Raw genomic sequence first — 20,941 nt, 5'->3', positions numbered from 1 at the left:
CATCCTCGGGCGGCGGCACCGCGGTGGGCGGGAAAAGCGACGGCCGGGCGCAAAGCCGGCGGCCGGCCGTCCCGGGAGGGACGACCGGCCGCCGACGGTACGACTCAGGCCACGCCGAGGTACGCCTCCTTGACCGCCGGGTCGTGCAGCAGATCCCGGCCGGACCCCTCCTTCACGATCCGACCGGTCTCCAGCACGTAACCCCGGTGGGCGCGGGAGAGCGCCTGCTGGGCGTTCTGCTCGACCAGCAGGATGGTGGTGCCCTGCTCGTTGATCCGCGTGATGATCTCGAAGATCTGCTGGATCAGCATCGGGGCGAGCCCCATCGACGGCTCGTCGAGCAGCAGCAGCCGCGGCCGGGCCATCAGCGCCCGACCGACCGCGAGCATCTGCTGCTCGCCGCCGGAGAGCGTGCCGCCGGCCTGCTTGCGCCGCTCGGCCAGCCGGGGGAAGAGGTCCATGACCATCTTCATGTCCTCGGCGATGCCGCCCCGGTCCCGGCGGGTGTAGGCCCCCATCTCCAGGTTCTCCACGACGCTCATGCCGGGGAAGACGCCCCGGCCCTCGGGCGCCTGCCCGATGCCCCGGACCACGCGCAGGTCGGCGCGCATCCGGGTGACGTCGGTGCCGTCGAAGATGATCGAGCCCTGGGCCACCGGGCGCAGCCCGGAGATGGCCCGCATGGTGGTGGTCTTGCCGGCGCCGTTGGCGCCGATCAGCGCGACCACCTCACCCTCGTTGACCGTCAGGCTGATCCCGTGCAGCGCCTGGATCCGCCCGTACAGCAGGGTCAGGTCGTTGATCTCAAGCAGCATCGGTCGGCACCCCCAGGTACGCGGCGATCACCTTCGGGTCCTCGCGGACCTGGGCCGGCAGGCCCTCGGCGATCTTCTTGCCGAACTCCAGCACCACGATCCGATCGGTCACGCCCATGACGAGCCGCATGTCGTGCTCGATCAGCAGCACCGTGGTGCCGTTGTCCCGAATCTTACGGATCAGGCCGAGCAACTCCTCCTTCTCCGCCGGGGTGAAGCCGGCGGCCGGCTCGTCCAGGCAGAGCAGGGTGGGATCGGTGGCCAGGGCCCGGGCGATCTCCAGCCGGCGCTGCTCGCCGTACGAGAGGTTGCGCGACAGCTCCCCGGCGCGGCGCTCGATGCCGACGAAGCGCAGCAGCTCGTACGCCTTCTCCCGGCCCTCCCGCTCCTCCCGCCAGTGCCGCGGCAGGCGCAGCATGGCGGCGATGACGCTGGTCTTGTGGTGGGCGTCCGCGCCCACCATCACGTTCTCCAGCGCGGTCATCTCCGGGAAGAGCCGGATGTTCTGGAACGTCCGGGCGATGCCGGCCTTGGTGATCCAGGACCGGCGCCTGCCGTTGGTGCGCTGCCCCTTGAACCGGATCTCACCCGTGGTGGGCCGGTAGACGCCCGTCATCGCGTTGAAGCAGGTCGTCTTGCCGGCGCCGTTCGGGCCGATCAGGCCGAGGATCTCCCCCTTGTACAGGGTGAACGCGACGTCGTCCAGGGCGACCACCCCGCCGAAGCGGAGGGTGACGTGGTCGACTTCCAGCAGCGGCTCCCGGCCGGCCGGGTCGGTGCCGCCGGGGGTGGTCTCCACCGGCTGGTCCGAGCCCTTCTCCGGCGGGGTGCCGACGGTGCTGCGACCGTCGTCGGCGATGTCCCGCTCGCTGGTCTCGTCCCGCTCGCTGTGCATCTGCGGCTCACTCATTGGGCACCGTCTCCTGGGGAACCGCTTCCTTGCGCCGGTCGGCGAACTCGGCCGCCCGCCGACGGTTGGGCACCATACCCTGCGGCCGGAAGATCATCATGATGATGACGACCACGCCGAAGACCAGGATCCGGTACTCGGCGGCGTCGAAGTTCACCCCGATGAGGTCGCCGACCCCCCGCAGCCACTCCGGCAGGTACCAGGTGATCGCGCCGCCGACGATGGCGCCCTTGATGTTGCCGGCGCCGCCGAGGATCACCGCGGCCAGCACCAGGATGGAGCTCTCCAGCACGAACTGGTCGGAGTTGATGAACGTCTGCTTGCCGGCGAAGATCGCGCCGGTGAGGCCGGCCACGGCCGCGCCGATGGCGAACGCCCACAGCTTGTACTTGAACGTCGGCACGCCCATGATCTCGGCGGCGTCCTCGTCCTCGCGGATCGCCACCCAGGCCCGGCCGACCCGGCTGTTGGCCAGGTTCCGGATCAGCAGCAGCACGAGCAGGATCAGCGTCAGCATCAGCCAGTAGTACGGCCGGGCGTCGACCACCCCGAACAGTGGCTTGCCGTCCGTGCCGGTGCCCGGCGGGTGCGGGATCGCCGGGATGCCCCGCTGGCCCTGTGCGATGCCCTCGTTGCGCGACGCGTACAGGCGGATCATCTCGGCGAAGCCGAGGGTCACGATGGCCAGGTAGTCACCGCGCAGGCGCAGCGTCGGGCCGCCGAGGATCACGCCGGAGACCATCGCCACCATGACCGCCAGCGGCACCGCCGCCAGCCACGGCCAGTTCGTGCCGAACCGGCTCTCCGGCGAGGTGAGCAGCGCGACCGTGTACGCGCCGAGCGCGTAGAAGCCGAAGTAGCCCAGGTCGAGCAGGCCGGCGAAGCCGACCACCACGTTGAGCCCGACGGCCAGCAGGACGAACACCGCGGTGTCGAAGAGCACGCCGGCGAAGTCCGAGCGGGTGGTGTAGAAGGCGAAGTAGTCGCCGCCGATGGGGAAGCCGAGGTACTCGTAGAACCACTTGTTGGGCAGGATGTAGAGCAGGACGATCAGTGCGGCGAGCGCCGCCCAGCGCACCTGCTTGGGCATCGCCGCCCAGCGGCTCTTGAAGCCCGCGGTCCGCTTGTTGTCCACGGTGGCGGTCATGCGCGCGCCCTCCCGAGAGATTCGCCGAGCAGACCGGTCGGCCGGAACATCAGCAGCACGATCAGCAGCACGAAGCCGGTGAAGTCCTTCCAGTCGCCGCCGAAGAGCCCGGCGGCGTAGTTCTCCACCACGCCGAGCAGCAGGCCGCCGAGCAGCGCGCCGCGCAGGTTGCCGATGCCGCCGAGCACCGCGGCCGAGAAGGCCTTGAGCCCGATCAGGAAGCCGACGTTGAACTTGGTGTAGCCGAACCGCAGGTCCCACAGCAGGGCGCCCACGCCGGCCATCAGGCCGCCGAGCACGAAGACCAGCAGGATGACCCGGTTCTTGTTGACGCCCATCAGCGCGGCGGTGTCCGCGTCCTGGGCGACCGCCCGGATGCCGCGGCCCAGGCGGCTGCGGTTCACGAACTGGTCCAGCCCGATCATCATGATCAGCGTGACGCTGAGGATGAGCAGCTGGACGTTGGTCACCCCGGCACCGAAGAGGGTGAAGACCGTCTTCTGCGGGATCAGGTCCGGCATGCCGAACGGGGCCCGGCGGGTGCCGATGCCGAACGACTCGGCGAGCACGAACGACGCGCCGATCGCGGTGATGAGGAAGGCCAGCGGCGGGGCGTTGCGGCGGCGCAGCGGCCGGTAGGCGACCAGCTCGACGGTGACCGCGGTGGCCGCCGCGGCGACCATCGCGACCACCAGGCCGGCGAGGATCGCCAGGATCAGCGGTCCGAGGGCCGGGGCGGCCGAGTTCTGGTTGTACCCGAGGGCCTGCCAGGTCCACAGGGCGGTGAAGGTACCGACCATGAAGACCTCGGAGTGGGCGAAGTTGATCAGGCGCAGGACGCCGTACACCAGGGTGTAGCCGAGGGCGATGAGCGCGTAGATCGCGCCCTGTTCCAGCCCGGTGATGGTCAGCGCCGGGAAGTTCCCGAACAGCTCATCGAAGTTCAAAAGGGGGCTCCAACTGTGCGGCCAAGCGGCGCGGCCGGGAGAAGGCTCCCGGCCGCACACACCTGGTGTCCCTTGGCGGGACCGGACAGAACCGGTCAGGCCTTGGGGATCTCGATGTCGGGGACGACCTTGCCCGCGTTCACCTTGAAGGCCCAGACCAGCACCTGGGCCGGGTCCAGCTCGCCGTTGGCCTCGAACTTGTAGGTCACGCCGGTGGCGCCACCCGCCTTGTTGTAGCCCTTGACGAACGCGAGCAGGTCGGCCCGGGAGGCCTTGCCGCTCTTGATGCCCTCGAGGAAGATCTTGGTGATGTCGTACGACACGTCGGCGTAGGTGCCCGGCTCGGCGTTGTCGAAGGCCGCCTTGTAGTCGGTCACGAAGGTGCCCTTGGCCGCGGTGGCCGGGGCGCACGGGCAGGTCAGGATGGTGCCCTCGGCGACCTGCTCGCCGGCGACCTTGATGAAGTTGGCGTCGTTGACGCCGTCACCGGCGACCATCGTGCCCTTCCAGCCCGCGCCCTTGAGCTGCTTGAGCAGCAGGCCGGCCTCGGTGTAGTAGCCACCGAAGAAGAGGACGTTCGCGCCGCTGCTCTGGATCTTGGTGACCACGGCGGAGAAGTTGGTCTGCTTGACCTGGATCTTGTCCTCGCCGGCGACGGTGCCGATGACCTTCTTGACCTCGTCCACCAGGCCGGCGCCGTACGCGGACTGGTCGTCCACGACGTAGACCTTGTCGGCCTTGAGGACGTTCTTGATGTAGCGGCCGGCGGCCGGGCCCTGCGAGGTGTCGTTACCGACGCCCCGGTGGAAGATCTTCCAGCTCTTGGTGCTCAGGCTCGGGCGGGTCGCCGACGGGGTGATGATCGGCAGGCCGGCCTCGTCGAAGATCGGGTCGGCAACCTCGGACTCGCCGGAGAAGGCCGGGCCGATGATGCCGACGACCTTGGTGTCGCCGACCGCCTGCTGGGCCAGCGCCGGGGCCTTGGCCGGGTCACCCTGCGAGTCGTACTCGGCCAGGTTGACCTTGCAGTCCGCGTTGTCCTTGTTGTACTGGTCGATGGCCAGCTTGGTGCCGTTGCGCATGTGGATACCGAGACCCGCGGCGTCGCCGGTCAGCGGGCCGAAGAAGCCGATCTTCAGGTCGCAGGCGGCCTTGTCGCCGCCCGCCTCACTACCACTGTCGGCCTTGCAGGCCGCGCCACTGAAAACGAGCGCGGTGATGGCTACGCCACCAAGCACCCGTGCGAGCTTCTGCCTCACGGCTCGTACCCTCCTCCGTCCGAAGGCCCGAACCACCCACCGCGAATTGGACCTTGCGGGGATGGCCGGACCGACCGCGATCCCGGTCTGGGGCGGGACGTTATCCCACTGGCCCGGCGCGCCGGTAGCCCTACGGAGCGGGGTTGACCTAACCGTTACGTTGAGTGGCCGGATTCACGGAAATGCTGTAACACACGCGCCCGCGGCTTGGGAAAATCGGACATCCGACACGGACCGGAAACACGCTGGTGGGAGGGTCAGCCGGGCCCCCACGACCCGCGCGCCGACCAGACCGCGGCCCGCGACCCGTCGTCCACCACCAGCAGGGCCGCCTCCCCCGCGCCGGCCACCGCCACCGTCCGGTCGCTGCCCGTCGGTACCGCCACCGGGAGGACCACCGGCGACCAGCCGACGCCGTCGGCCGAGAACCAGCCCGCGGTCGCCGCCCCGCCGGCCACCACCGCGAGCGCGCCGCCGGCCACCGCGGCCAACCCCCAGACCCGGCCCGGCCGGTCGGTCCCGGCGCCACCGAAGCCACCACCCGCACGCCAGCCGGCGTCCTCGCCCAGCCAGGCGCCCAGGCCGTCGCCCCGGCGGCCGACGGCCACCGTCCGCTCCCCCACCCGGACCACCCGCTGCAGGTCCGCGTCGACCCCGGCCGCCGGCAGCGCCGCGCGACGCCAGACCCGACCGTCCGGCGAGCTCCACACCGCCGGATCCACGCCGGTACGCCCCGACGGCAGCACCGAGCCCACCAGGAGCCAGCCCGACGCGGTCGCCGTGCCGTCCGCCGCCCAGGGCCGGCCGGCGGCGTCCGTGGCCAGCCCCGGCACCCCGCTGACCAGCCGGAAATCGGTGCCGTCCGCGGAGACCCAGGCCGCCGCCCCGCTGGCCCGGTTACCGGTGATCAGCCAACCCCGCGGGCCGCCCGCGATCCGGCCCACGTTGACCGCGTCCGGCCCGCCGAACACCTCGAACTCGGCCGGCACCTCCACCAGCGACCCGTCGGCGCCCTGCCGCCAGGCGCTGATCCGCGGATTGCCGTGCACCCCGCCGCTCTTGCCGCCCACCGCCGCCAACCGGCCGTCCCGGCAGCCCGCCGCGGTCAGCACGTTCTCCGCGCCGTACGGGCTGCGCGGCACCGGACGCAGGGCCGTCCAGGCGGCGGCGTCGATGCTGGTCCACGCCGCCGGGCGGGTGCCACCCACCGCGTCGGCGACCGCGCCCACCACGAACCACCGGCCCGCGCAGGCCGTCGCGTCCCGCACCAGCAGCCGCCCGGGCGCGCCCGGCGGCACCGGCAGCGTCACCGGCTGCCAGGCCGGGCGGGCCGGCTCCGGGGCCGGGTCGGCGTGCCCGGGCGACCGGCAACCGGCCAGCAGCACGGCCGTCAGGCCGAGCACCGCCAGCGAACGCCGAGCACGCATGGCCGCGATCGTATCGACCGCCGACGAGGCACGGGATCCATCGACCCGCCGGATTCGCCGCCACCACTCGCCGGCGCGAGGACGTGCGCCGACGGCGCCGCGACGGCCGGGGCGGAGGGCGGGCGGTCAGGAGGCGGGCTGGGTCACCTCGCCGCCGGCGGTCTCGGCGAGGATCCGCTCGGCGACCTCCTTCATGGTCATCCGGTGGTCCATCGCGGTGCGCTGGATCCACTTGAACGCCTGCGGCTCGGTCATCCCGTACGTGGTCATCAGCGCGCCCTTGGCCCGCTCCACGGTCTTGCGGATCTCCAGCCGGTCGGTGAGGCCGGCCACCTCCGCCTCCAGCGCCGCGATCTCCGAATAGCGGGAGAGAGCGATCTCCACCGCCGGCACCAGGTCGCTCTTCTGGAACGGCTTGACCAGGTACGCCATCGCGCCGGCCGCCCGGGCCCGCTCCACCAGGTCCCGCTGGCTGAACGCGGTCAGGATGATCACCGGGGCGATCCGGGCGCCGGCGATCCGCTCGGCGGCGGCCAGCCCGTCCATGATCGGCATCTTGATGTCGAGGATGACCAGGTCCGGCTTGAGCTCCTCGGCGAGCTTGACGGCGGTCTCGCCGTCACCGGCCTCGCCGACCACCTCGTAACCCTCTTCGACCAGCATCTCGGCCAGGTCCAGCCGGATGAGCGCCTCGTCCTCGGCGATCAGTACCCGCCTGCGCTCGGCATCCGTCTGCGTCTCGGCCACGAGCCACTCCCACCAGTTTGAGCCCGACACCCGCCCTGCCGGGTGTCGCCGCCCCTAGCGTAGTGGGTAATCTGGTGAGGCCGAACTACAGAAGCCCCTGTAGCCCAACCGGCAGAGGCGCGATTCTCAAAAGATCGAAAGTGTGGGTTCGAATCCCACCGGGGGCACCGAAAACGTCGTACGGGCGTTCGAAGATGCATGTGTGCATCCACCCCACATGCGGGCTCGTGCCCGCGAACATCGGGCGCGCGGGAAGAACATCCGGTCGGTAGCGCGAGCCTTGTCCCTGCCTTACACCACCGTCTGGCACTGGTGCGTCGACCGGCCCCAACCGATCAAGGTTGGCAGCGTCCTGCGCTGCTTCCGCTGTGCTCCCGACGTCGCCAATCCGACAGACCCCGCCGCCTACTCGTATCTGCTCGGTCTCTACCTGGGCGACGGTCACCTCGCCGTCTCACCGAGAGTTCCCGTGCTCCGCGTCGCCTGCACCGACACCTATCCAGGCCTCATCGACGCTTGCGCAGACGCGATGCTCGCCGTCCTGGCCGCGAAGGTCCAGCGCATCCCGAAGCGAGGATGCGTCTCCGTCGAAAGCAGCGGGATGCACTGGCCGTGTCTGTTGCCGCAACACGGCCCGGGCAAGAAGCACGAGCGCCGGATCGTCCTCACTGACTGGCAGCGCGAGATTGTCGAGCGCCACCCCGGCGACTTCCTACGCGGACTCTTCCACTCCGACGGCTGCCGGGTCAGCAACCGGGTCACCACACGGGGTAAAGAGTACGTCTACCCGCGCTACATGTTCACCAACGAATCCACCGACATCATGGGCCTCTGCCAGTGGGCGCTCGACCAGCTCGGCATCGCGTGGAAGATGAACCGCCGCAACTCCCTCTCCGTCGCGCGGCGGGACGCGGTCGCCGCGCTGGACTTCCACGTTGGCCCGAAGTCCTGACGCCGGGCAGCGCCCCGAGCCAGGCAGCGAGACGCCCGGGGTCCGCAGCCGCGAGGCGTCAGATCACCCCGAGGGCCCGTTCCAGGTCCGCGCGCAGGTCCTCCGGGTCCTCCAGTCCGACGGAGATCCGCAGCAGCCCGCCGCACGGCTTGGCCTCCCCCGCCACGGGCCGGTGGGTCAGCGACGCCGGATGCTGGATCAGCGTGTCCACCCCGCCGAGCGACACCGCGTGGGTGATCAGCTCGCAGGCGCCGGCGACGGCCGCCGCGGCGGGCGCGCCGCCGCGCACCTCGAAGGCGAGCAGGCTGCCGGTGCCGGACATCTGCCGGCCGACCAGCCCGGCCGGGTCGTGCGCCGACGGGTGGTGGACCCGCTCGACGGCGGGGTGGCCGGCGAGCCAGCCGGCGAGCTTCTCCGCGCCGGCCTGCTGGGCGCGGACCCGCAGCGGCAGGGTCTGCAGGCCCCGGTGCAGCAGGTACGCGCCGAGCGGGTGCAGGATCGCCCCGGTGACGGCACGGACCTGGCGCAGCCGGGCGGCCCATGCGGCGTCGCAGGCGACGACACCGGCGAGCACGTCGCCGTGGCCGCCGATGCTCTTGGTGGCGCTGTGCAGCACGAGCGCGGCGCCGTGCCGGGCGGGTTGCTGGAGCACGGGGGTGGCGACGGTGTTGTCGACCAGCAGGGGCGCGTCGCCGGCAGCCTCGGCCAGGGCGGCGATGTCGACCAGGTCGAGGGTGGGGTTGGCCGGGGTCTCGACGATGACCAGCGCGGTGTCGGGGCGGACGGCGGCGGCGACCTCGTCCGGGCGGGCCCAGGTGACCTCGGTGCCGAGCAGGCCGGTGGCGAGCACGTGGTCGGTGCCGCCGTAGAGGGGGCGGACGGCGACGATGTGCCGTTGCCCGTCGCGGGTGGCGGCGAGCAGGGCGGCGGTGAAGGCGGCCATGCCGCTGGCGAAGGCGACGGCTGCGGCGGTGCCTTCGAGTTCGGCGAGGGCGGTCTCGAACCGGGCCACGGTGGGGTTCCAGAGCCGCTGGTAGACGGCGCTGCCGCCGGCGGGGAGGGTGCCGCCGGTGGCGAGGGTCTCGTACGCGTCGCCGCCCTCGTCGACTGAGGGCAGCGGGTTGGTGGTGGAGAGGTCGATCGGCGGTACGTGGACGCCGAGACCGGCGAGGTCGTCGCGCCCGGCGTGCACGGCTCTGGTGTCCACGGCTGTCATGACCGGAAGGGTCGAACATCAGCGCAGTTGGGGGCAATAGCTACGAAGAAGATTCTGTCACTGGCTCTTCCAACGCTCGCCGATTCGGTGGAGGATGCTCGCATGCCCGTTGCACCGAACGATGTGCGGCCGTTCACGGCCTTGGACGACGTCGACCGCGCGATCCTGACCGAGTTGGCCGCCGACGGCCGGCTGCCGAACAACGCCCTCGCCGAGCGGGTGGGGGTGGCGCCCTCCACCTGCCTGACCCGGACCCGGTCGCTGCGCGAGTGCGGGGCGATCCGCGGCTTCCACGCCGAGGTCGATCCGGCCGCGGTGGGACTGCCGTTGCAGGCCCTGGTGTCGGTGCGGCTGACCGCGCACGAACGGGCGGTGGTGGACGCGTTCCGGGCCCGGTCGGTGCGGCTGCCGGGGGTGGTGTCGGTGTTCCACGTGGCCGGCGCGGAGGACTACGTGCTGCACGTGCGGGCTGCCTCCGGGGACGCGCTGCGGGACTTCGTGCTGGACCACCTGGCGGTGGACCCGGCGGTGCAGCACACCCAGACCAGTCTGATCTTCGAGCAGGCGCGCGGCTTGGGCTGAGTTGGATGCCGAGGCCGTGTGACGTACCCGGCGAGGGGAACAAATCCGGCGGCTGGCGGGTTGGTGTGCACCGTGATCGACGTACCGTTGGCTGTTCTTGATCTTGCCCCGGTCGCCCGCGGGGCGACCCCCGGCGAGGCGCTGCGACACACCACCGAGCTGGCCCGCCGGACCGAGGAGCTCGGCTACCGCCGGTTCTGGGTGGCCGAACATCACAACATGCCGGCGATCGCCAGTTCCGCGCCGGCGGTGCTGCTCGCCCACCTGGCGGCGCACACCTCGACCATCCGCCTGGGCTCGGGCGGGGTGATGCTGCCCAACCACGCGCCACTGGTGGTGGCCGAGCAGTTCGGCACCCTGGAGGCGCTGCACCCGGGCCGGATCGACCTGGGCATCGGCCGCGCGCCGGGCACCGACCAGGTGACCGCCCTGGCGCTGCGCCGGACGGTGGAAGGGCTGTCGGCCGAGGGCTTCCCCCGGGAGCTGGCGGACCTGATGAACTACTTCAGCGGCGAGGAGCCGGGGCCAATCACGGCCACTCCGGGGCGTGGCCAGTCCCCCGCGGTGTGGCTGCTCGGATCGAGCGGGTTCAGTGCCCAGCTCGCTGGGCTGCTCGGGCTGCCGTTCTCCTTCGCGCACCACTTCAGCGCCCAGAACACCGTGCCCGCGTTGCAGCTCTACCGGCAGAGCTTCCGGCCGTCGCGCTGGCTGGAGCAGCCGTACGCGATGGTGGCGGTGAACGTGGTCTGCGCGGAGAGCGACGAGCGGGCGGAGTGGCTGGCCGGGCCGAGCTCGCTGTCGTTCCTGAAGCTGCGCTCCGGTCGCCCCGAGCCCCTGGCCAGCCCGGAGGAGGCGGCGGCGTACCCGTACGACGAGCTGGAGCGCGACTTCGTCCGGCAGCGCCGGGCGGGTCAGGCGATGGGCTCGCCGGAGACGGTGAGCCGGCAGCTGGAGGAGCTGCTGGCGCGCACCGGCGCGGACGAGCTGATGCTGACCACGATGGTGTACGACGTGGCCGACCGGGTGCGGTCGTTCGAGCTGGTCGCCGAGCAGGTGGCCGGCGGCCTGCGACGCAACGGCTGAAACACGGTCTTCATGGCGACGTCACCCGGCCGTCGCCGGGCACCCCTAGCTTTGTGACCGGTGGTGGTACGGCATTCCCGGTCGGGACGGGTCGGGGGTGCTGCGGTGTGGTGCACCGGGTCGCCGATTGTGCGGATTCCGCGGTCGGCGGCCCGGTGCCTGCGTTTCGGGCCGGATTCGGCGCAGGCGGATGTTCGGCGTGCGCGGCGGGCCCATGCCGTCGCCGCACCACCGTCCTGCCTCTTGATCCGCGCCGGGTCACCTGATCGACTCTCGGCATGGCTGAGCACATGGACCCCGAGGAGTTCCGGCGCGCCGGCTACGCGGTGGTCGACTGGATCGCGGACTACTGGGCCACGCTGGGGCAGCGCCCGGTGACCTCGCAGGACCCGCCGGGCGCGGTGACGGCCGCGCTGCCGACCGGCCCGACCGAGCGGGGCGAGCCGGTCGAGGCGGTGCTGGCCGACCTGGACAGCCTCATCGCACCCCGGTTGACCCACTGGCAGCATCCGGGCTTCTTCGGCTACTTCCCCGCCAACACCTCCGGCCCGAGCGTGCTCGGTGACCTGGTCAGCTCCGGCCTCGGCGTGCAGGGCATGCTCTGGGCGACCGGGCCGGCCTGCACGGAGCTGGAGACGGTGACGCTGGACTGGCTGGCCGGGCTGCTCGACCTGCCGGAGCGCTTCCGCTCCACCGGCCCGGGCGGCGGGGTGATCCAGGACTCGGCCTCCTCGGCCACGCTGGTCGCCACCCTCGCCGCGCTGCACCGGGCGAGCAAGGGCCGCTGGCGGGTGGACGGGATCGACCGCCGGTACCGGGCGTACACGTCCACCCAGGGGCACTCCTCGATCGAGAAGGCCGCCCGGATCGCCGGGCTGGGCGCCGACGGCGTCCGGCCGATCGACGTGGACCCGGGCACCCAGGCGATGGAACCTGCGGCGCTGCGGGCGGCGATCGAGGCCGACCGGGCGGCCGGGGTGATTCCGGCGATCGTGGTGGCCACCATCGGCACCACGTCCACCACCGCGGTCGACCCGCTGCCGGAGATCGGCGCGATCTGCGCCGAGTACGGTGTCTGGCTGCACGTCGACGCCGCGTACGCCGGCGCGGCCGCGGTCTGCCCGGAGCTGCGCTGGTCGCACGCGGGGCTCGAGGGGGCCGACTCGTACTGCTTCGACCCGCACAAGTGGCTGCTCACCGGCTTCGACTGCGACGCGTTCTGGGTCGCCGACCGGGGCGAGCTGATCGAGGCGCTCACGGTGATGCCGGAGTTTCTCCGCAACGCGGCCACCGAGTCCGGCGCGGTGCTCGACTACCGGGACTGGCAGGTGCCGCTGGGCCGGCGGTTCCGGGCGCTCAAGCTCTGGTTCGTGCTCCGCTGGTACGGCGTCGAGGGGCTGCGCGCGCACATCCGCTCCGGGGTGGCACTCGCCGACCGCTTCGCCGCGCGGGTGGCCGCCGACCACCGGTTCGAGCTGGCCGCCGCGCACCCGTTCTCGCTGGTCTGCTTCCGCCTACGGGCCGGTGACGAGGCGAGTGCCGAGCTGCTGCGCCGGGTCAACGACACCGGCCGGGTGCACCTGACGCACACCCGGGTGGCGGGACGGTACACGCTGCGGCTCGCGGTCGGCTCGCCGCTGACCACCGAGACCCACGTCGACGAGGCCTGGAACCTGCTCGCTGCCGCGGCCGGAGAGTTGGTGGCCGGCTGACCCGCGGACAAACCATCGCGGCTGGGCGCGCCGCGAGGGCGATCAGCCTTCGACGGCCGCGGCCAGCCGCCGGGGCTCCTCCGCGCCGGCCTCGATCGGCGCGACCGGCTCCACCACGGCCGGCGACGCGGGGGCCGGGTCGGCGGCGAGCGCCGCTTCGGCGACGGTGCGGGACCGGCGGGTACGCCGCAGCGCCCGCACCGCCAGCACCAGCGCGACCAGCCAACCGGTGGCGAGCACGGCGTAGAGCAGCGGCGGGACCGGGCCGTCGAGTTCGCCGGCGCGGATCAGCGTCCGGGCGTTGCTCAGCACGATCACCCCGCCGATGGTGGCGCCGAGCAGTTGGGCCGGGACGATCCGGACCAGCCAGGCGGCGATCGGCGCGGCGACCAGGCCGCCGACCAGCAGCGCCGCCACGGTGGGCAGCAGGAAGCCCTCGGCGCCGAGTCCGATCAGGAAGCCGATGCTGGCGGCCCCCGCCACCACGAACTCGGCGGTGTCCACGGAGCCGATCACCTTGCGCGGCTCCATCCGGCCGGAGACCAGCAGCGCCGGCGTGGCGACCGGCCCCCAGCCTCCCCCGCCGGTGGCGTCGACGAAGCCGGCGACCAGCCCGAGTGAGCCGAGGAACCGGCCACGCAGCGGACCGGCGGCCCGGTTGGCGCGCAGCGGCCGGGAGAAGCGCACCAGCAGGTACGCGCCGAGGGTGAACAGGATCGCGGCCATCCACGGTGCGGCGGACTCGGTGGAGATGGAGCTGAGGAACGTGGCGCCGGCGAACGCGCCGACCGCGCCTGGCACGGCGATCCGGCCGACCACCCGCCAGTCCACATTGCCGAACCGCCAGTGCGCCACCCCGGCCGCGAGCGTGGTGCCGATCTCGGCCAGGTGCACCGACGCGGAGGCGGCGGCCGGCGCCACCCCGGCGAAGAGCAGCAGCGTGGACGAGGTCAGCCCGTACGCCATGCCGAGCGCGCCGTCGACCAACTGCGCGGCGAGCCCGACCAGGGCGAGGATCACCAGCTTGCGCACGAGCGCCCCTTACTTTTCGGCATCTCCTATCAACTTGGTCGACAATGCGGCACCGAGGCGCTCCGGTCAAGTCCCCTATCCGGTTGGTGGGACACACCGGACGGCCCGGCAGACCGCCGCGACGGTGTGCCGGGCGAGCGATATACCTGAGCGGCACAAATATGACTGAGCGGCATGTCGCGCACCGGAGCGTCCACCGCCACGGGCGGCACGGGAAGCCACCGTCCGCAGCCGACCGGCCGGGGTGCGGTCAGCTCCAGGCGCGCGGGTCGGCGGCGAGTTCGTTGACCCGGCCGGGCAGCGAGCCGCTGGCCACGTCGGCGATGGTGACCAGGTCGAGGATCTCCCGCTCGCTGGCCCGCAGGGCGATCCAGACATCCTGCAGGGCCCGCGCGGCGCCCTGGTAACCCAGTTCCTCCGGCCGGTGACCCCGGACGTGCGCCAGCGGGCCGTCGATCACCCGGATCACCTCGGCGAGGGAGATCTCGGCCGCCGGCCGCGCCAGCCAGTAGCCGCCCTCCGGACCACGCTGGGCGTGCACGATCCCGCCCCGGCGCAGCTGGAGCAGGATGCTCTCCAGGAACTTCGGCGGGATCTCCTGGGCGCGGGCGATCTGCTCGGCGGTCACGGGTCGGCTGCGTCCGGCCGCCGTGGCGTCGGCGACCGAGGCCAGCTCGGCCGCCGCGCGGAGGGCATAGTCGACCCGGGCGGAGAGACGCATGCCGGCAAGGTTAGTCGGCTGATCAGCCGGCCGGGTTGGCGACCCTCGGCCGATCGGACACGGCTCGGACCCGGAAGGTCAGGCGCCGACCCGGCGGAGCAGCCCCTCCTGCACCGCGCTGGCGATGTGCCGGCCGTCGGTGGTGAACATCCGGCCGGTGGCCAGCCCGCGCGCGCCGGAGGCGGACGGGCTCCAGCAGTCGTACAGGAACCACTCGTCGGCCCGGAACGACCGGTGGAACCAGAGCGCGTGGTCGAGGCTCGCCCCCACCACACCGCCGGGGCCCCAGACCTCACCGTGCACCGACAGCACCGAGTCGAGCAGGGTCAGGTCCGAGGCGTACGCCAGGGCGCAGGCGTGCAGCAGCGGGTCGTCGGGCAGCTTGCCGTCGATGCGCATCCACACCCGCTGGTACGGGTCGGCCGGTCGGTCGCCGGGACGCACCCAGCCGGGCTCGCCGACGTAGCGCACGTCGATCGGGCGCGGGATCTGCCCCCAGATGCCCAGCCGCTCGGGGTAGCGGGAGAGCCGGTCGGCCATCGTCGGCACGTCGTCCGGGCCCGGCACGTCCGGCGGGGTCGGGGCCTGATGGTCCAGCCCCTCCTCCTGCCGCTGGAACGAGGCCGACATGAAGAAGATCGGCTTGTCGTGCTGCAGGGCCACCGAGCGCCGTACCGAGAAGGAGCGGCCGTCGCGGACGTTCTCCACCTGGTACTCGATCGGCTCGACCGGGTCGCCGGGGCGGACGAAGTAGCCGTGCAGCGAGTGCACGAAGCGCTCCGGGTCGACGGTGCGTCCCGCGGCGACCAGGGCCTGACCGGCGACCTGACCGCCGTACACCCGCTGCGGGCCGACCGGCGGGCTCATCCCGCGGAAGGTCATCTCGCCGGTGTGGTCGAGGTCGAGGACCTCCAGCAACTGGTCGACCGCGGCCTGGCCGGCCGCCGGACGCTCGGTCACTGCAGGGCCCGCGCGGACGCGGCGTCGACCAGCGAGCCGAGCTGGTGCACCCGCAGCGTGTTGGTGGAGCCCGGGGTGCCGGGCGGGCTGCCGGCGACGATCACCACGTAGTCGCCGGGGTTGGCCCGGTTGAGGCCGAGCAACGCCTGGTCGACCTGGCGGAACATGTCGTCGGTGTGCTCGACGAACGGCATCAGGAAGGTCTCCACACCCCAGCAGAGCGCGAGCTGGTTGCGCACCTCGGGGACCGGGGTGAAGGCCAGCAGCGGCAGGTCGCAGTGCAGCCGGCTCAGCCGCTTGACGGTGTCGCCGGTCTGCGAGAAGGCGACCAGCGCCTTGGCGCCGATGGCCCGGGCGATCGAGGAGGCGGCGACGGTGAGGGCGCCACCGTGCGTACGCGGGTCGTGCTGGAGCCGGGGCACCCCGATCGAACCGGCCTCGGTGGTGGTGATGATCTTCGCCATGGTGCTCACGGTCAGCACCGGGTACTTGCCGACGCTGGTCTCGCCGGAGAGCATCAACGCGTCCGCACCGTCGAGCACCGCGTTGGCCACGTCGGAGGCCTCCGCGCGGGTCGGCCGGGAATTCTCGATCATCGAGTCGAGCATCTGGGTGGCCACGATGACCGGCTTGGCGTTCTCCCGGCAGAGCTGCACCGCGCGCTTCTGCACCAGCGGCACCTGGTCCAGCGGCATCTCGACGCCGAGGTCGCCGCGGGCGACCATCACGCCGTCGAAGGCGAGCACGATCGCCTCGAGGTGGTCCACCGCCTCGGGCTTCTCGACCTTGGCCAGCACCGGGCGGTGCACGCCCTCCTCGGCCATGATGCCGTGCACGAGCTTGATGTCGTCGGCCGAGCGGACGAAGGAGAGCGCGATCAGGTCCACGCCCAGGCCGAGCGCGAAGCGCAGGTCCTCGGCGTCCTTCTCCGACATCGCCGGGACGCTGACCGCCACGTTCGGCAGCGAGACACCCTTGTTGTTGGAGACCGGGCCGCCCTCGGTGACCAGGACGCGGATGTCGTTGCCGGTGACGTCGCTGACCTCGACGGCGACCCGGCCGTCGTCGATCAACAGCCGGTCGCCCGGCTTCACCTCCTGCGGCAGCTTGCGGTAGGTGCAGGAGACCCGCTCCTTGGTGCCGATGATGTCGTCGCCGGTGATCACGACGGAGTCGCCGGTGCGCCACTCGTGCGGGCCGTCGGCGAACTTGCCGAGCCGGATCTTCGGGCCCTGCAGGTCGGCCAGGACCGCCACCGGGTGGCCGGCCGCGTCGGCCGCCTCACGGACCAGCCGGTAGACCGACTCGTGATCGGCGTGGCTGCCGTGGCTGAAGTTGAGCCTCGCCACGTTCATGCCCGCCTCGACCAGCCCCCGGATGCGCTCCGGGGACGAGGTGGCGGGGCCGAGAGTGCAGACGATCTTCGCGCGGCGTGTCACGCCCATCAGGCTAGTCTCTCCTCCGGGTCGACCTGCCGGCCGACCCCTTGCGGACTGCGGAACTCTTGTCCAACGGCGCGCGGTCCCCGCGCGGCGGGCGGACGGAAACCACACCGGAAACGTCGTGTGTCGGCGGGCATCGGCGACCGCGCGGCGGAAATCGTACCGCCCGCCCACCCTGCTCCCGCTGGGGCGCTCCTGGAGTTCGCCCCGTGCCGGCCGCCTACCGCCGGAGGCGCCCGCCGACCGGCACGACCGGGGCGGGACCTTCCGATCGGCGAGCCCGCCGGTGGGGCCGGCCGCCGGACCCGGCGGAGCCGCGGATCGTGACGCCGGCCGGGTGCGGGCGACCGGTGCCGGGTTACCGCTCGCCTCAGCTCTGCGTCTTGGCGAGCGGGAACTCCAGCGAGCCGGCCGGGCAGAGGAAGGTCAGCACGTCCACCCGGTAGAGGCCGGCCTGCACCGCCGGGTCGACCTCCATCACGCTGCGGACGTCGTCCACCGAACCGGTCCGGGCCAGCCCGAAGCCGATCGGTGGGTCCGGCTCGCGCGCCGGTCCGTCCACCGCGCCGTCGATCAGGATGATGCCCCGCCGGTGCAGCGCCCGGATGTGCTGGAGGTGCTCGGCCTGCAGCCGTTGCACCGTCTCCTCCGGCAGGGCCCGCCCCGACGGCCCCGGGTACAGCACGATGCACTCGTACGTGTCGAGCGCGAAGTCGACCTGCGGCGTTCCCGGCATGGCGCCCCTCCCGACGGACGGTCCAACCCGGGCACAGCGTCGCACGAGCCGGACCGCCGTAACCGGCGCTCGGCCCAACTGCCCCGGCACCGGTCCGGTACCCCACCCGGTGCGTCTTTCGTCCCCCGCGGGGCCGGCGCCCGGCCGCTCGAAAACGCGGACATTCCCCGCCGCTGCGTTGCGCCCGGCCGGCCGGGGGAACATTGCTGAGCGCAGACGACGACGGACAGGAATGGGGATCGCATGACGAGCGACATCGGCAAGCAGCCCGCGAAGGCCGCCGGGACGTACCGGATCGGCGGCGACCTCCCGGTCGACCGGCTGGGCTACGGGGCCATGCAGCTCACCGGGCCCGGGGTGTGGGGCGACCCGAAGGATCCGGCCGAGGCCCTCCGGGTGCTCCGCCGGGCGTACGAGCTGGGCGTGACGTTCATCGACACCGCCGACTCCTACGGCCCCTTCGTCAGCGAGCTGCTGATCAGGGAGGCGCTGCATCCGTACGCCGACGACCTGGTCATCGCGACCAAGGCCGGCCTGACCCGCGGCGGCCCGGGTGACTGGCGCCCGCTCGGCCGCCCGGAGTACCTGCGCCAGCAGTGCGAGCTGAGCCTGCGCCACCTCGGGTTGGACTGCATTCCGCTCTACCAGCTGCACCGGATCGACCAGCAGGTGCCGCTGGCGGACCAGCTCGGCGAGCTGGCACTGCTGAAGCAGGAGGGCAAGATCCGGCACATCGGGCTCTCGGAGGTGACCGTGGCGCAGATCGAGGCGGCCCAGGCGATCACTCCGATCGCCTCGGTGCAGAACCTCTACAACCTCGCCGACCGCGGCGCGGAGGACGTGCTCGACCACTGCGCGCGCAACGACCTGGCGTTCATCCCGTGGTTCCCGATCGCCACCGGCAACCTGGCCCGGCCGGGCGGTCCACTGGACGCCATCGCCACCGAGCACGGCGCGACGCCCGCGCAGCTCGCGCTCGCCTGGCTGTTGCGCCGGTCGCCGGTCATGCTCCCCATTCCGGGTACGTCGTCGGTGGCGCACCTGGAGGAGAACGTCGCCGCGGCCGAGGTGCAGCTCACCGACGACGAGTTCGAGGCGCTGACCAAGGCCGCCTGAGCCCGGGTCGACGGCCGCCGTCCCCGGCCCACCTCAAGTCCCGCCCGGAGCTGGACCGTCCGGACGCCCACCTGCTGATGGCGCCCTTCTCGGCGGCCCCCGGACGGCCCGGCCGGGCGCTTGAGCTGGAGAAGGAGCCGGGCCTGATGTGCCTGGGTACGGTGCGGCTACCACGCCATCGGCACCTGCGCGATGGGCCCGGACGAGGAGCACGTCGTCGACTCCCGGCTGCGGGTACGCGGAGTGGCCGGGCTCCGCGTGGTCGACGCGTCGGTGCTGCCGGTGATGGTCTCGGGCTACACCAGCGCGCCGGTGACCGCGCTGGCCTGGCGGGCCGCCGCCCTGATCCTCGGCCGGACCACCACCGCCTGAGCCGGCGGGCGACACGCGGCCGCCCGCCGGCCGGCGCGGATCAGATCGCGAAGCAGTTCGGGCGGATCGGGGCGTCGGCGAGGGTCTGCCGGACCACGCCGTACGCGGTGCCGTCGAGGACGAGCCCCAGGTGGCCGACCACCCGCAGCGGGCACCACGCCTGGATCAGGACGTTCGTCGCCCCCTCGCCGAGCGAGGCGTTGGCGATCGGCCAGACCAGCTCGTCCTGCCAGGTCCGGACGGTGGTCCAGCGGGCCGGGCCCGGGGTGTCCTCGCCGCCGTTGAGCGCGGCGAGGAAGTCGGAGCCGATGGACATCTGCTGGCAGGCGATGATGCCGGCGCAGCTGCCGAGCCCGATGAACTTCAGGATGTTGGCGGCGTAGGTGCCCTGCTGGGGGCTGCCCAGGCTGATGTAGTGATCGATGACGTTGGCGCCGCCCAGGAACTTGACGTACCACCGGGAGACCAGGCCGCCCTCGGAGTGCGTCACGATGTCCACCTTGGCCGCTCCGGTGGCGGCTCGGACCTGGTCGACGTGCGTGGCGAAGGCGCGGGCGGACTCGCGGATGTCGCCGAAGCCGAGCCCGGGAAGCGGGAAGAACGAGACCCGGAAGCCGTCGGCGCGCAGCCGGGCGGCGATCGGCTCGTACGCGATGGAGACGCCGATCAGTCCCCCGACGACGATGACGGGGTTGGCCCGGGCGACGGTCGCCTCGCTGGCTGCGGTGCGGGCGACGGTGGTGGCGACGCTGGTGGTGGGGGCGACGCGGTGCGGGCTGGCCTGGGCGGCGGTGGCCGGGACCAGCAGGGCGGTGACGGTGGTGGTGGTGGCGAGGATCGTTCGGAGCAGCATGGCTGCACCTCCGGTGGGAGGCACCCGGAATACCGGGACGGTGGGTGGGGGGTTCCGATCGATCGTGGACACGATGATGCGTGGCCGATTTCACAGCCGTCAATGAAAAGTTACGCGCGGGTAACCTGAAGTCGCACGCAAGGCACAAACCGGCAAAGCGGACGGCACCACCGCGCCCCGCCGCCCGATCCCGTGGCGTCGGGCCGGGTGCCGGGTGGGCTCAGCGCTGCTCGACCGGGCGCCGCAGCCCGTCCAGGGCGAAGCCGAGCACCCGCTCCCGCTGACCCGGCTCGGTGAACTGCGCGCCGGTGAGGCCGGTGACCAGCCGCAACACGTCGTCGAACGTGGCGTCCGGGCGGGCCACCCCGGCTTCCTGCGCCCGGCGCAGCATCGGCTCGCCGGCGTCGTAGATCGCCGTCCGGCACCCGCGGAAGACCTCGGAGTTGACCAACTGCTCGGCGAGCGCGCGCTTGGTGGCGACATATCCGACGAACCGGTTGAGCCAGGCGGTCAGGGCGTCCCACGGGGGCCGGTCGGCCAGGTCGGCGGCGGAGCGGCAGAGCGCCTCCACCTCGTCGACGTAGACCGCCTCCAGCAGTTCCTGCCGGCTGGGGAAGTGCCGGTAGAGGGTGCCGATGCCAACGCCGGCACGCCGGGCGACCTCCTCCAGGGAGGCTGCGGCCCCGCGCTCGGCGAACACGTCCCGGGCCGCGGCGACCAGCGCCTCGTAGTTGCGCCGGGCGTCGGCCCGCTTGGGCCGCCGCGCGAAGACCTCGGGCGCCTGTTCAGGGCTGGCCATGACGCGCGTCACACCTCCACGGTTGCATCCGGAGGCAACCCTCCGTTAGTTTTGCGGAGGCACCCCTCCGGAAACTACCGGAGCCGTGCCTCCGGAAAGCCTACCCGGTCCCT

The 20,941-nt window shown here is 72.4% G+C and carries 20 protein-coding genes, 1 tRNA gene and 1 pseudogene; 7 read left to right on the top strand and 15 right to left on the bottom strand.

Annotated features, from left to right (window positions below; all coding sequences use genetic code 11):
* Positions 1 to 104 precede the first annotated feature (104 nt).
* The 7 genes from I8N68_RS11130 to I8N68_RS11100 form a co-directional block, all read right to left on the bottom strand.
* Entirely contained in the window at positions 105 to 815 is a 711-nt protein-coding gene (locus I8N68_RS11130) for an ABC transporter ATP-binding protein (RefSeq protein ID WP_200209811.1), read from the bottom strand.
* The gene (locus I8N68_RS11125; protein WP_200209810.1) at positions 805 to 1,725 is read right to left on the bottom strand and encodes an ABC transporter ATP-binding protein; all 921 of its coding nucleotides are present in this window, start codon (positions 1,723 to 1,725) and stop codon (positions 805 to 807) included. Before I8N68_RS11125 ends, I8N68_RS11130 begins: the two co-directional genes overlap by 11 nt.
* Complete coding sequence (locus I8N68_RS11120) at positions 1,718 to 2,872, bottom strand: branched-chain amino acid ABC transporter permease (RefSeq protein WP_200209809.1); 1,155 nt, start codon at positions 2,870 to 2,872, stop codon at positions 1,718 to 1,720. The genes I8N68_RS11125 and I8N68_RS11120 overlap by 8 nt, the downstream gene beginning before the upstream one ends.
* On the bottom strand, positions 2,869 to 3,819 hold the full coding sequence (locus tag I8N68_RS11115) for a branched-chain amino acid ABC transporter permease (protein WP_200209808.1): 951 nt from the start codon (positions 3,817 to 3,819) through the stop codon (positions 2,869 to 2,871). Before I8N68_RS11115 ends, I8N68_RS11120 begins: the two co-directional genes overlap by 4 nt.
* A 95-nt stretch (positions 3,820 to 3,914) precedes the next feature.
* Positions 3,915 to 5,078, bottom strand: a complete 1,164-nt coding sequence (locus tag I8N68_RS11110) for a branched-chain amino acid ABC transporter substrate-binding protein (RefSeq protein WP_200209807.1) — start codon at positions 5,076 to 5,078, stop codon at positions 3,915 to 3,917.
* 257 nt (positions 5,079 to 5,335) lie between these two features.
* A complete protein-coding gene (locus I8N68_RS11105) occupies positions 5,336 to 6,505 on the bottom strand; it encodes a hypothetical protein (protein WP_200209806.1) in 1,170 nt (389 codons plus the stop codon).
* 126 nt (positions 6,506 to 6,631) lie between these two features.
* Positions 6,632 to 7,252, bottom strand: a complete 621-nt coding sequence (locus I8N68_RS11100) for an ANTAR domain-containing response regulator (protein ID WP_109801938.1) — start codon at positions 7,250 to 7,252, stop codon at positions 6,632 to 6,634.
* A 93-nt stretch (positions 7,253 to 7,345) separates the two neighbouring features.
* Between I8N68_RS11100 and I8N68_RS11095 the strand changes: the two genes are divergently transcribed.
* A tRNA-Leu gene (locus I8N68_RS11095) sits at positions 7,346 to 7,419 on the top strand.
* A 50-nt stretch (positions 7,420 to 7,469) separates the two neighbouring features.
* The gene (locus I8N68_RS11090) at positions 7,470 to 8,204 is read left to right on the top strand and encodes a transcriptional regulator (RefSeq protein WP_234039329.1); all 735 of its coding nucleotides are present in this window, start codon (positions 7,470 to 7,472) and stop codon (positions 8,202 to 8,204) included.
* A 58-nt stretch (positions 8,205 to 8,262) separates the two neighbouring features.
* Here the strand turns inward: I8N68_RS11090 and I8N68_RS11085 are convergent, their stop codons facing one another.
* Positions 8,263 to 9,420, bottom strand: coding sequence for a trans-sulfuration enzyme family protein (locus I8N68_RS11085; protein ID WP_200209804.1), 1,158 nt, complete (start codon positions 9,418 to 9,420; stop codon positions 8,263 to 8,265).
* 102 nt (positions 9,421 to 9,522) lie between these two features.
* On the opposite strand from I8N68_RS11085, the gene I8N68_RS11080 reads away from it, so the two are divergent.
* From I8N68_RS11080 to I8N68_RS11070, 3 genes are all read left to right on the top strand, one after another.
* Positions 9,523 to 10,002, top strand: coding sequence for an Lrp/AsnC family transcriptional regulator (locus tag I8N68_RS11080; RefSeq protein WP_200209803.1), 480 nt, complete (start codon positions 9,523 to 9,525; stop codon positions 10,000 to 10,002).
* A 72-nt stretch (positions 10,003 to 10,074) separates the two neighbouring features.
* Positions 10,075 to 11,085 (top strand): LLM class flavin-dependent oxidoreductase, encoded by a 1,011-nt coding sequence (locus I8N68_RS11075; protein ID WP_307812765.1) that lies wholly within the window; start codon positions 10,075 to 10,077, stop codon positions 11,083 to 11,085.
* A gap of 278 nt (positions 11,086 to 11,363) precedes the next feature.
* Positions 11,364 to 12,797 carry a pyridoxal-dependent decarboxylase gene (locus I8N68_RS11070; protein WP_234039328.1) on the top strand — a complete coding sequence of 478 codons (1,434 nt, stop codon included), beginning with the start codon at positions 11,364 to 11,366 and terminating at the stop codon, positions 12,795 to 12,797.
* A 42-nt stretch (positions 12,798 to 12,839) separates the two neighbouring features.
* Here the strand turns inward: I8N68_RS11070 and I8N68_RS11065 are convergent, their stop codons facing one another.
* From I8N68_RS11065 to I8N68_RS11045, 5 genes are all read right to left on the bottom strand, one after another.
* Complete coding sequence (locus I8N68_RS11065; protein ID WP_200209801.1) at positions 12,840 to 13,829, bottom strand: sulfite exporter TauE/SafE family protein; 990 nt, start codon at positions 13,827 to 13,829, stop codon at positions 12,840 to 12,842.
* Between the two features lie 250 nt (positions 13,830 to 14,079).
* The gene (locus tag I8N68_RS11060; RefSeq protein ID WP_200209800.1) at positions 14,080 to 14,550 is read right to left on the bottom strand and encodes an RrF2 family transcriptional regulator; all 471 of its coding nucleotides are present in this window, start codon (positions 14,548 to 14,550) and stop codon (positions 14,080 to 14,082) included.
* Positions 14,551 to 14,628: 78 nt separating this feature from the next.
* Positions 14,629 to 15,510: an acyl-CoA thioesterase gene (locus tag I8N68_RS11055; RefSeq protein WP_200209799.1), complete on the bottom strand. Its 882-nt coding sequence runs from the start codon at positions 15,508 to 15,510 to the stop codon at positions 14,629 to 14,631.
* Complete coding sequence (gene pyk / locus I8N68_RS11050; RefSeq protein ID WP_200209798.1) at positions 15,507 to 16,955, bottom strand: pyruvate kinase; 1,449 nt, start codon at positions 16,953 to 16,955, stop codon at positions 15,507 to 15,509. Before pyk ends, I8N68_RS11055 begins: the two co-directional genes overlap by 4 nt.
* Positions 16,956 to 17,322: 367 nt before the next feature.
* Positions 17,323 to 17,688 (bottom strand): YciI family protein, encoded by a 366-nt coding sequence (locus I8N68_RS11045; RefSeq protein WP_200209797.1) that lies wholly within the window; start codon positions 17,686 to 17,688, stop codon positions 17,323 to 17,325.
* Between the two features lie 243 nt (positions 17,689 to 17,931).
* Here I8N68_RS11045 and I8N68_RS11040 point away from each other — a divergent pair, with 243 nt between their 5' ends.
* Together I8N68_RS11040 and I8N68_RS34470 are read left to right on the top strand one after the other, a co-directional pair.
* Positions 17,932 to 18,804, top strand: coding sequence for an aldo/keto reductase (locus I8N68_RS11040; RefSeq protein WP_200209796.1), 873 nt, complete (start codon positions 17,932 to 17,934; stop codon positions 18,802 to 18,804).
* Between the two features lie 26 nt (positions 18,805 to 18,830).
* Positions 18,831 to 19,176, top strand: a pseudogene (locus tag I8N68_RS34470) (GMC oxidoreductase); the annotation flags it as partial.
* A 40-nt stretch (positions 19,177 to 19,216) separates the two neighbouring features.
* Here the strand turns inward: I8N68_RS34470 and I8N68_RS11030 are convergent.
* Together I8N68_RS11030 and I8N68_RS11025 are read right to left on the bottom strand one after the other, a co-directional pair.
* Entirely contained in the window at positions 19,217 to 20,029 is an 813-nt protein-coding gene (locus I8N68_RS11030) for a lipase family alpha/beta hydrolase (RefSeq protein ID WP_200209794.1), read from the bottom strand.
* 220 nt (positions 20,030 to 20,249) lie between these two features.
* Entirely contained in the window at positions 20,250 to 20,828 is a 579-nt protein-coding gene (locus I8N68_RS11025) for a TetR/AcrR family transcriptional regulator (RefSeq protein ID WP_200209793.1), read from the bottom strand.
* Positions 20,829 to 20,941 lie beyond the last annotated feature (113 nt).

The sequence above is a fragment of the Micromonospora coerulea genome, from assembly GCF_016598485.1.
Taxonomy (GTDB): Bacteria; Actinomycetota; Actinomycetes; order Mycobacteriales; family Micromonosporaceae; genus Micromonospora; species Micromonospora coerulea.
This window is presented reverse-complemented; position numbering and strand designations above follow the sequence as displayed.

Excerpts from the sequence above, each read along its gene's own strand:
- I8N68_RS11120 (WP_200209809.1), bottom strand. The coding sequence starts at position 2,872 with ATGACCGCCACCGTGGACAACAAGCGGACCGCGGGCTTCAAGAGCCGC.
- I8N68_RS11085 (WP_200209804.1), bottom strand. The coding sequence starts at position 9,420 with ATGACAGCCGTGGACACCAGAGCCGTGCACGCCGGGCGCGACGACCTC.
- I8N68_RS11030 (WP_200209794.1), bottom strand. The coding sequence starts at position 20,029 with ATGCTGCTCCGAACGATCCTCGCCACCACCACCACCGTCACCGCCCTG.
- I8N68_RS11125 (WP_200209810.1), bottom strand. The coding sequence starts at position 1,725 with ATGAGTGAGCCGCAGATGCACAGCGAGCGGGACGAGACCAGCGAGCGG.
- I8N68_RS11090 (WP_234039329.1), top strand. The coding sequence starts at position 7,470 with ATGCGGGCTCGTGCCCGCGAACATCGGGCGCGCGGGAAGAACATCCGG.
- I8N68_RS11040 (WP_200209796.1), top strand. The coding sequence starts at position 17,932 with ATGACGAGCGACATCGGCAAGCAGCCCGCGAAGGCCGCCGGGACGTAC.
- pyk (WP_200209798.1), bottom strand. The coding sequence starts at position 16,955 with ATGGGCGTGACACGCCGCGCGAAGATCGTCTGCACTCTCGGCCCCGCC.
- I8N68_RS11045 (WP_200209797.1), bottom strand. The coding sequence starts at position 17,688 with ATGCCGGGAACGCCGCAGGTCGACTTCGCGCTCGACACGTACGAGTGC.
- I8N68_RS11130 (WP_200209811.1), bottom strand. The coding sequence starts at position 815 with ATGCTGCTTGAGATCAACGACCTGACCCTGCTGTACGGGCGGATCCAG.
- I8N68_RS11080 (WP_200209803.1), top strand. The coding sequence starts at position 9,523 with ATGCCCGTTGCACCGAACGATGTGCGGCCGTTCACGGCCTTGGACGAC.
- I8N68_RS11060 (WP_200209800.1), bottom strand. The coding sequence starts at position 14,550 with ATGCGTCTCTCCGCCCGGGTCGACTATGCCCTCCGCGCGGCGGCCGAG.
- I8N68_RS11025 (WP_200209793.1), bottom strand. The coding sequence starts at position 20,828 with ATGGCCAGCCCTGAACAGGCGCCCGAGGTCTTCGCGCGGCGGCCCAAG.
- I8N68_RS11105 (WP_200209806.1), bottom strand. The coding sequence starts at position 6,505 with ATGCGTGCTCGGCGTTCGCTGGCGGTGCTCGGCCTGACGGCCGTGCTG.
- I8N68_RS11070 (WP_234039328.1), top strand. The coding sequence starts at position 11,364 with ATGGCTGAGCACATGGACCCCGAGGAGTTCCGGCGCGCCGGCTACGCG.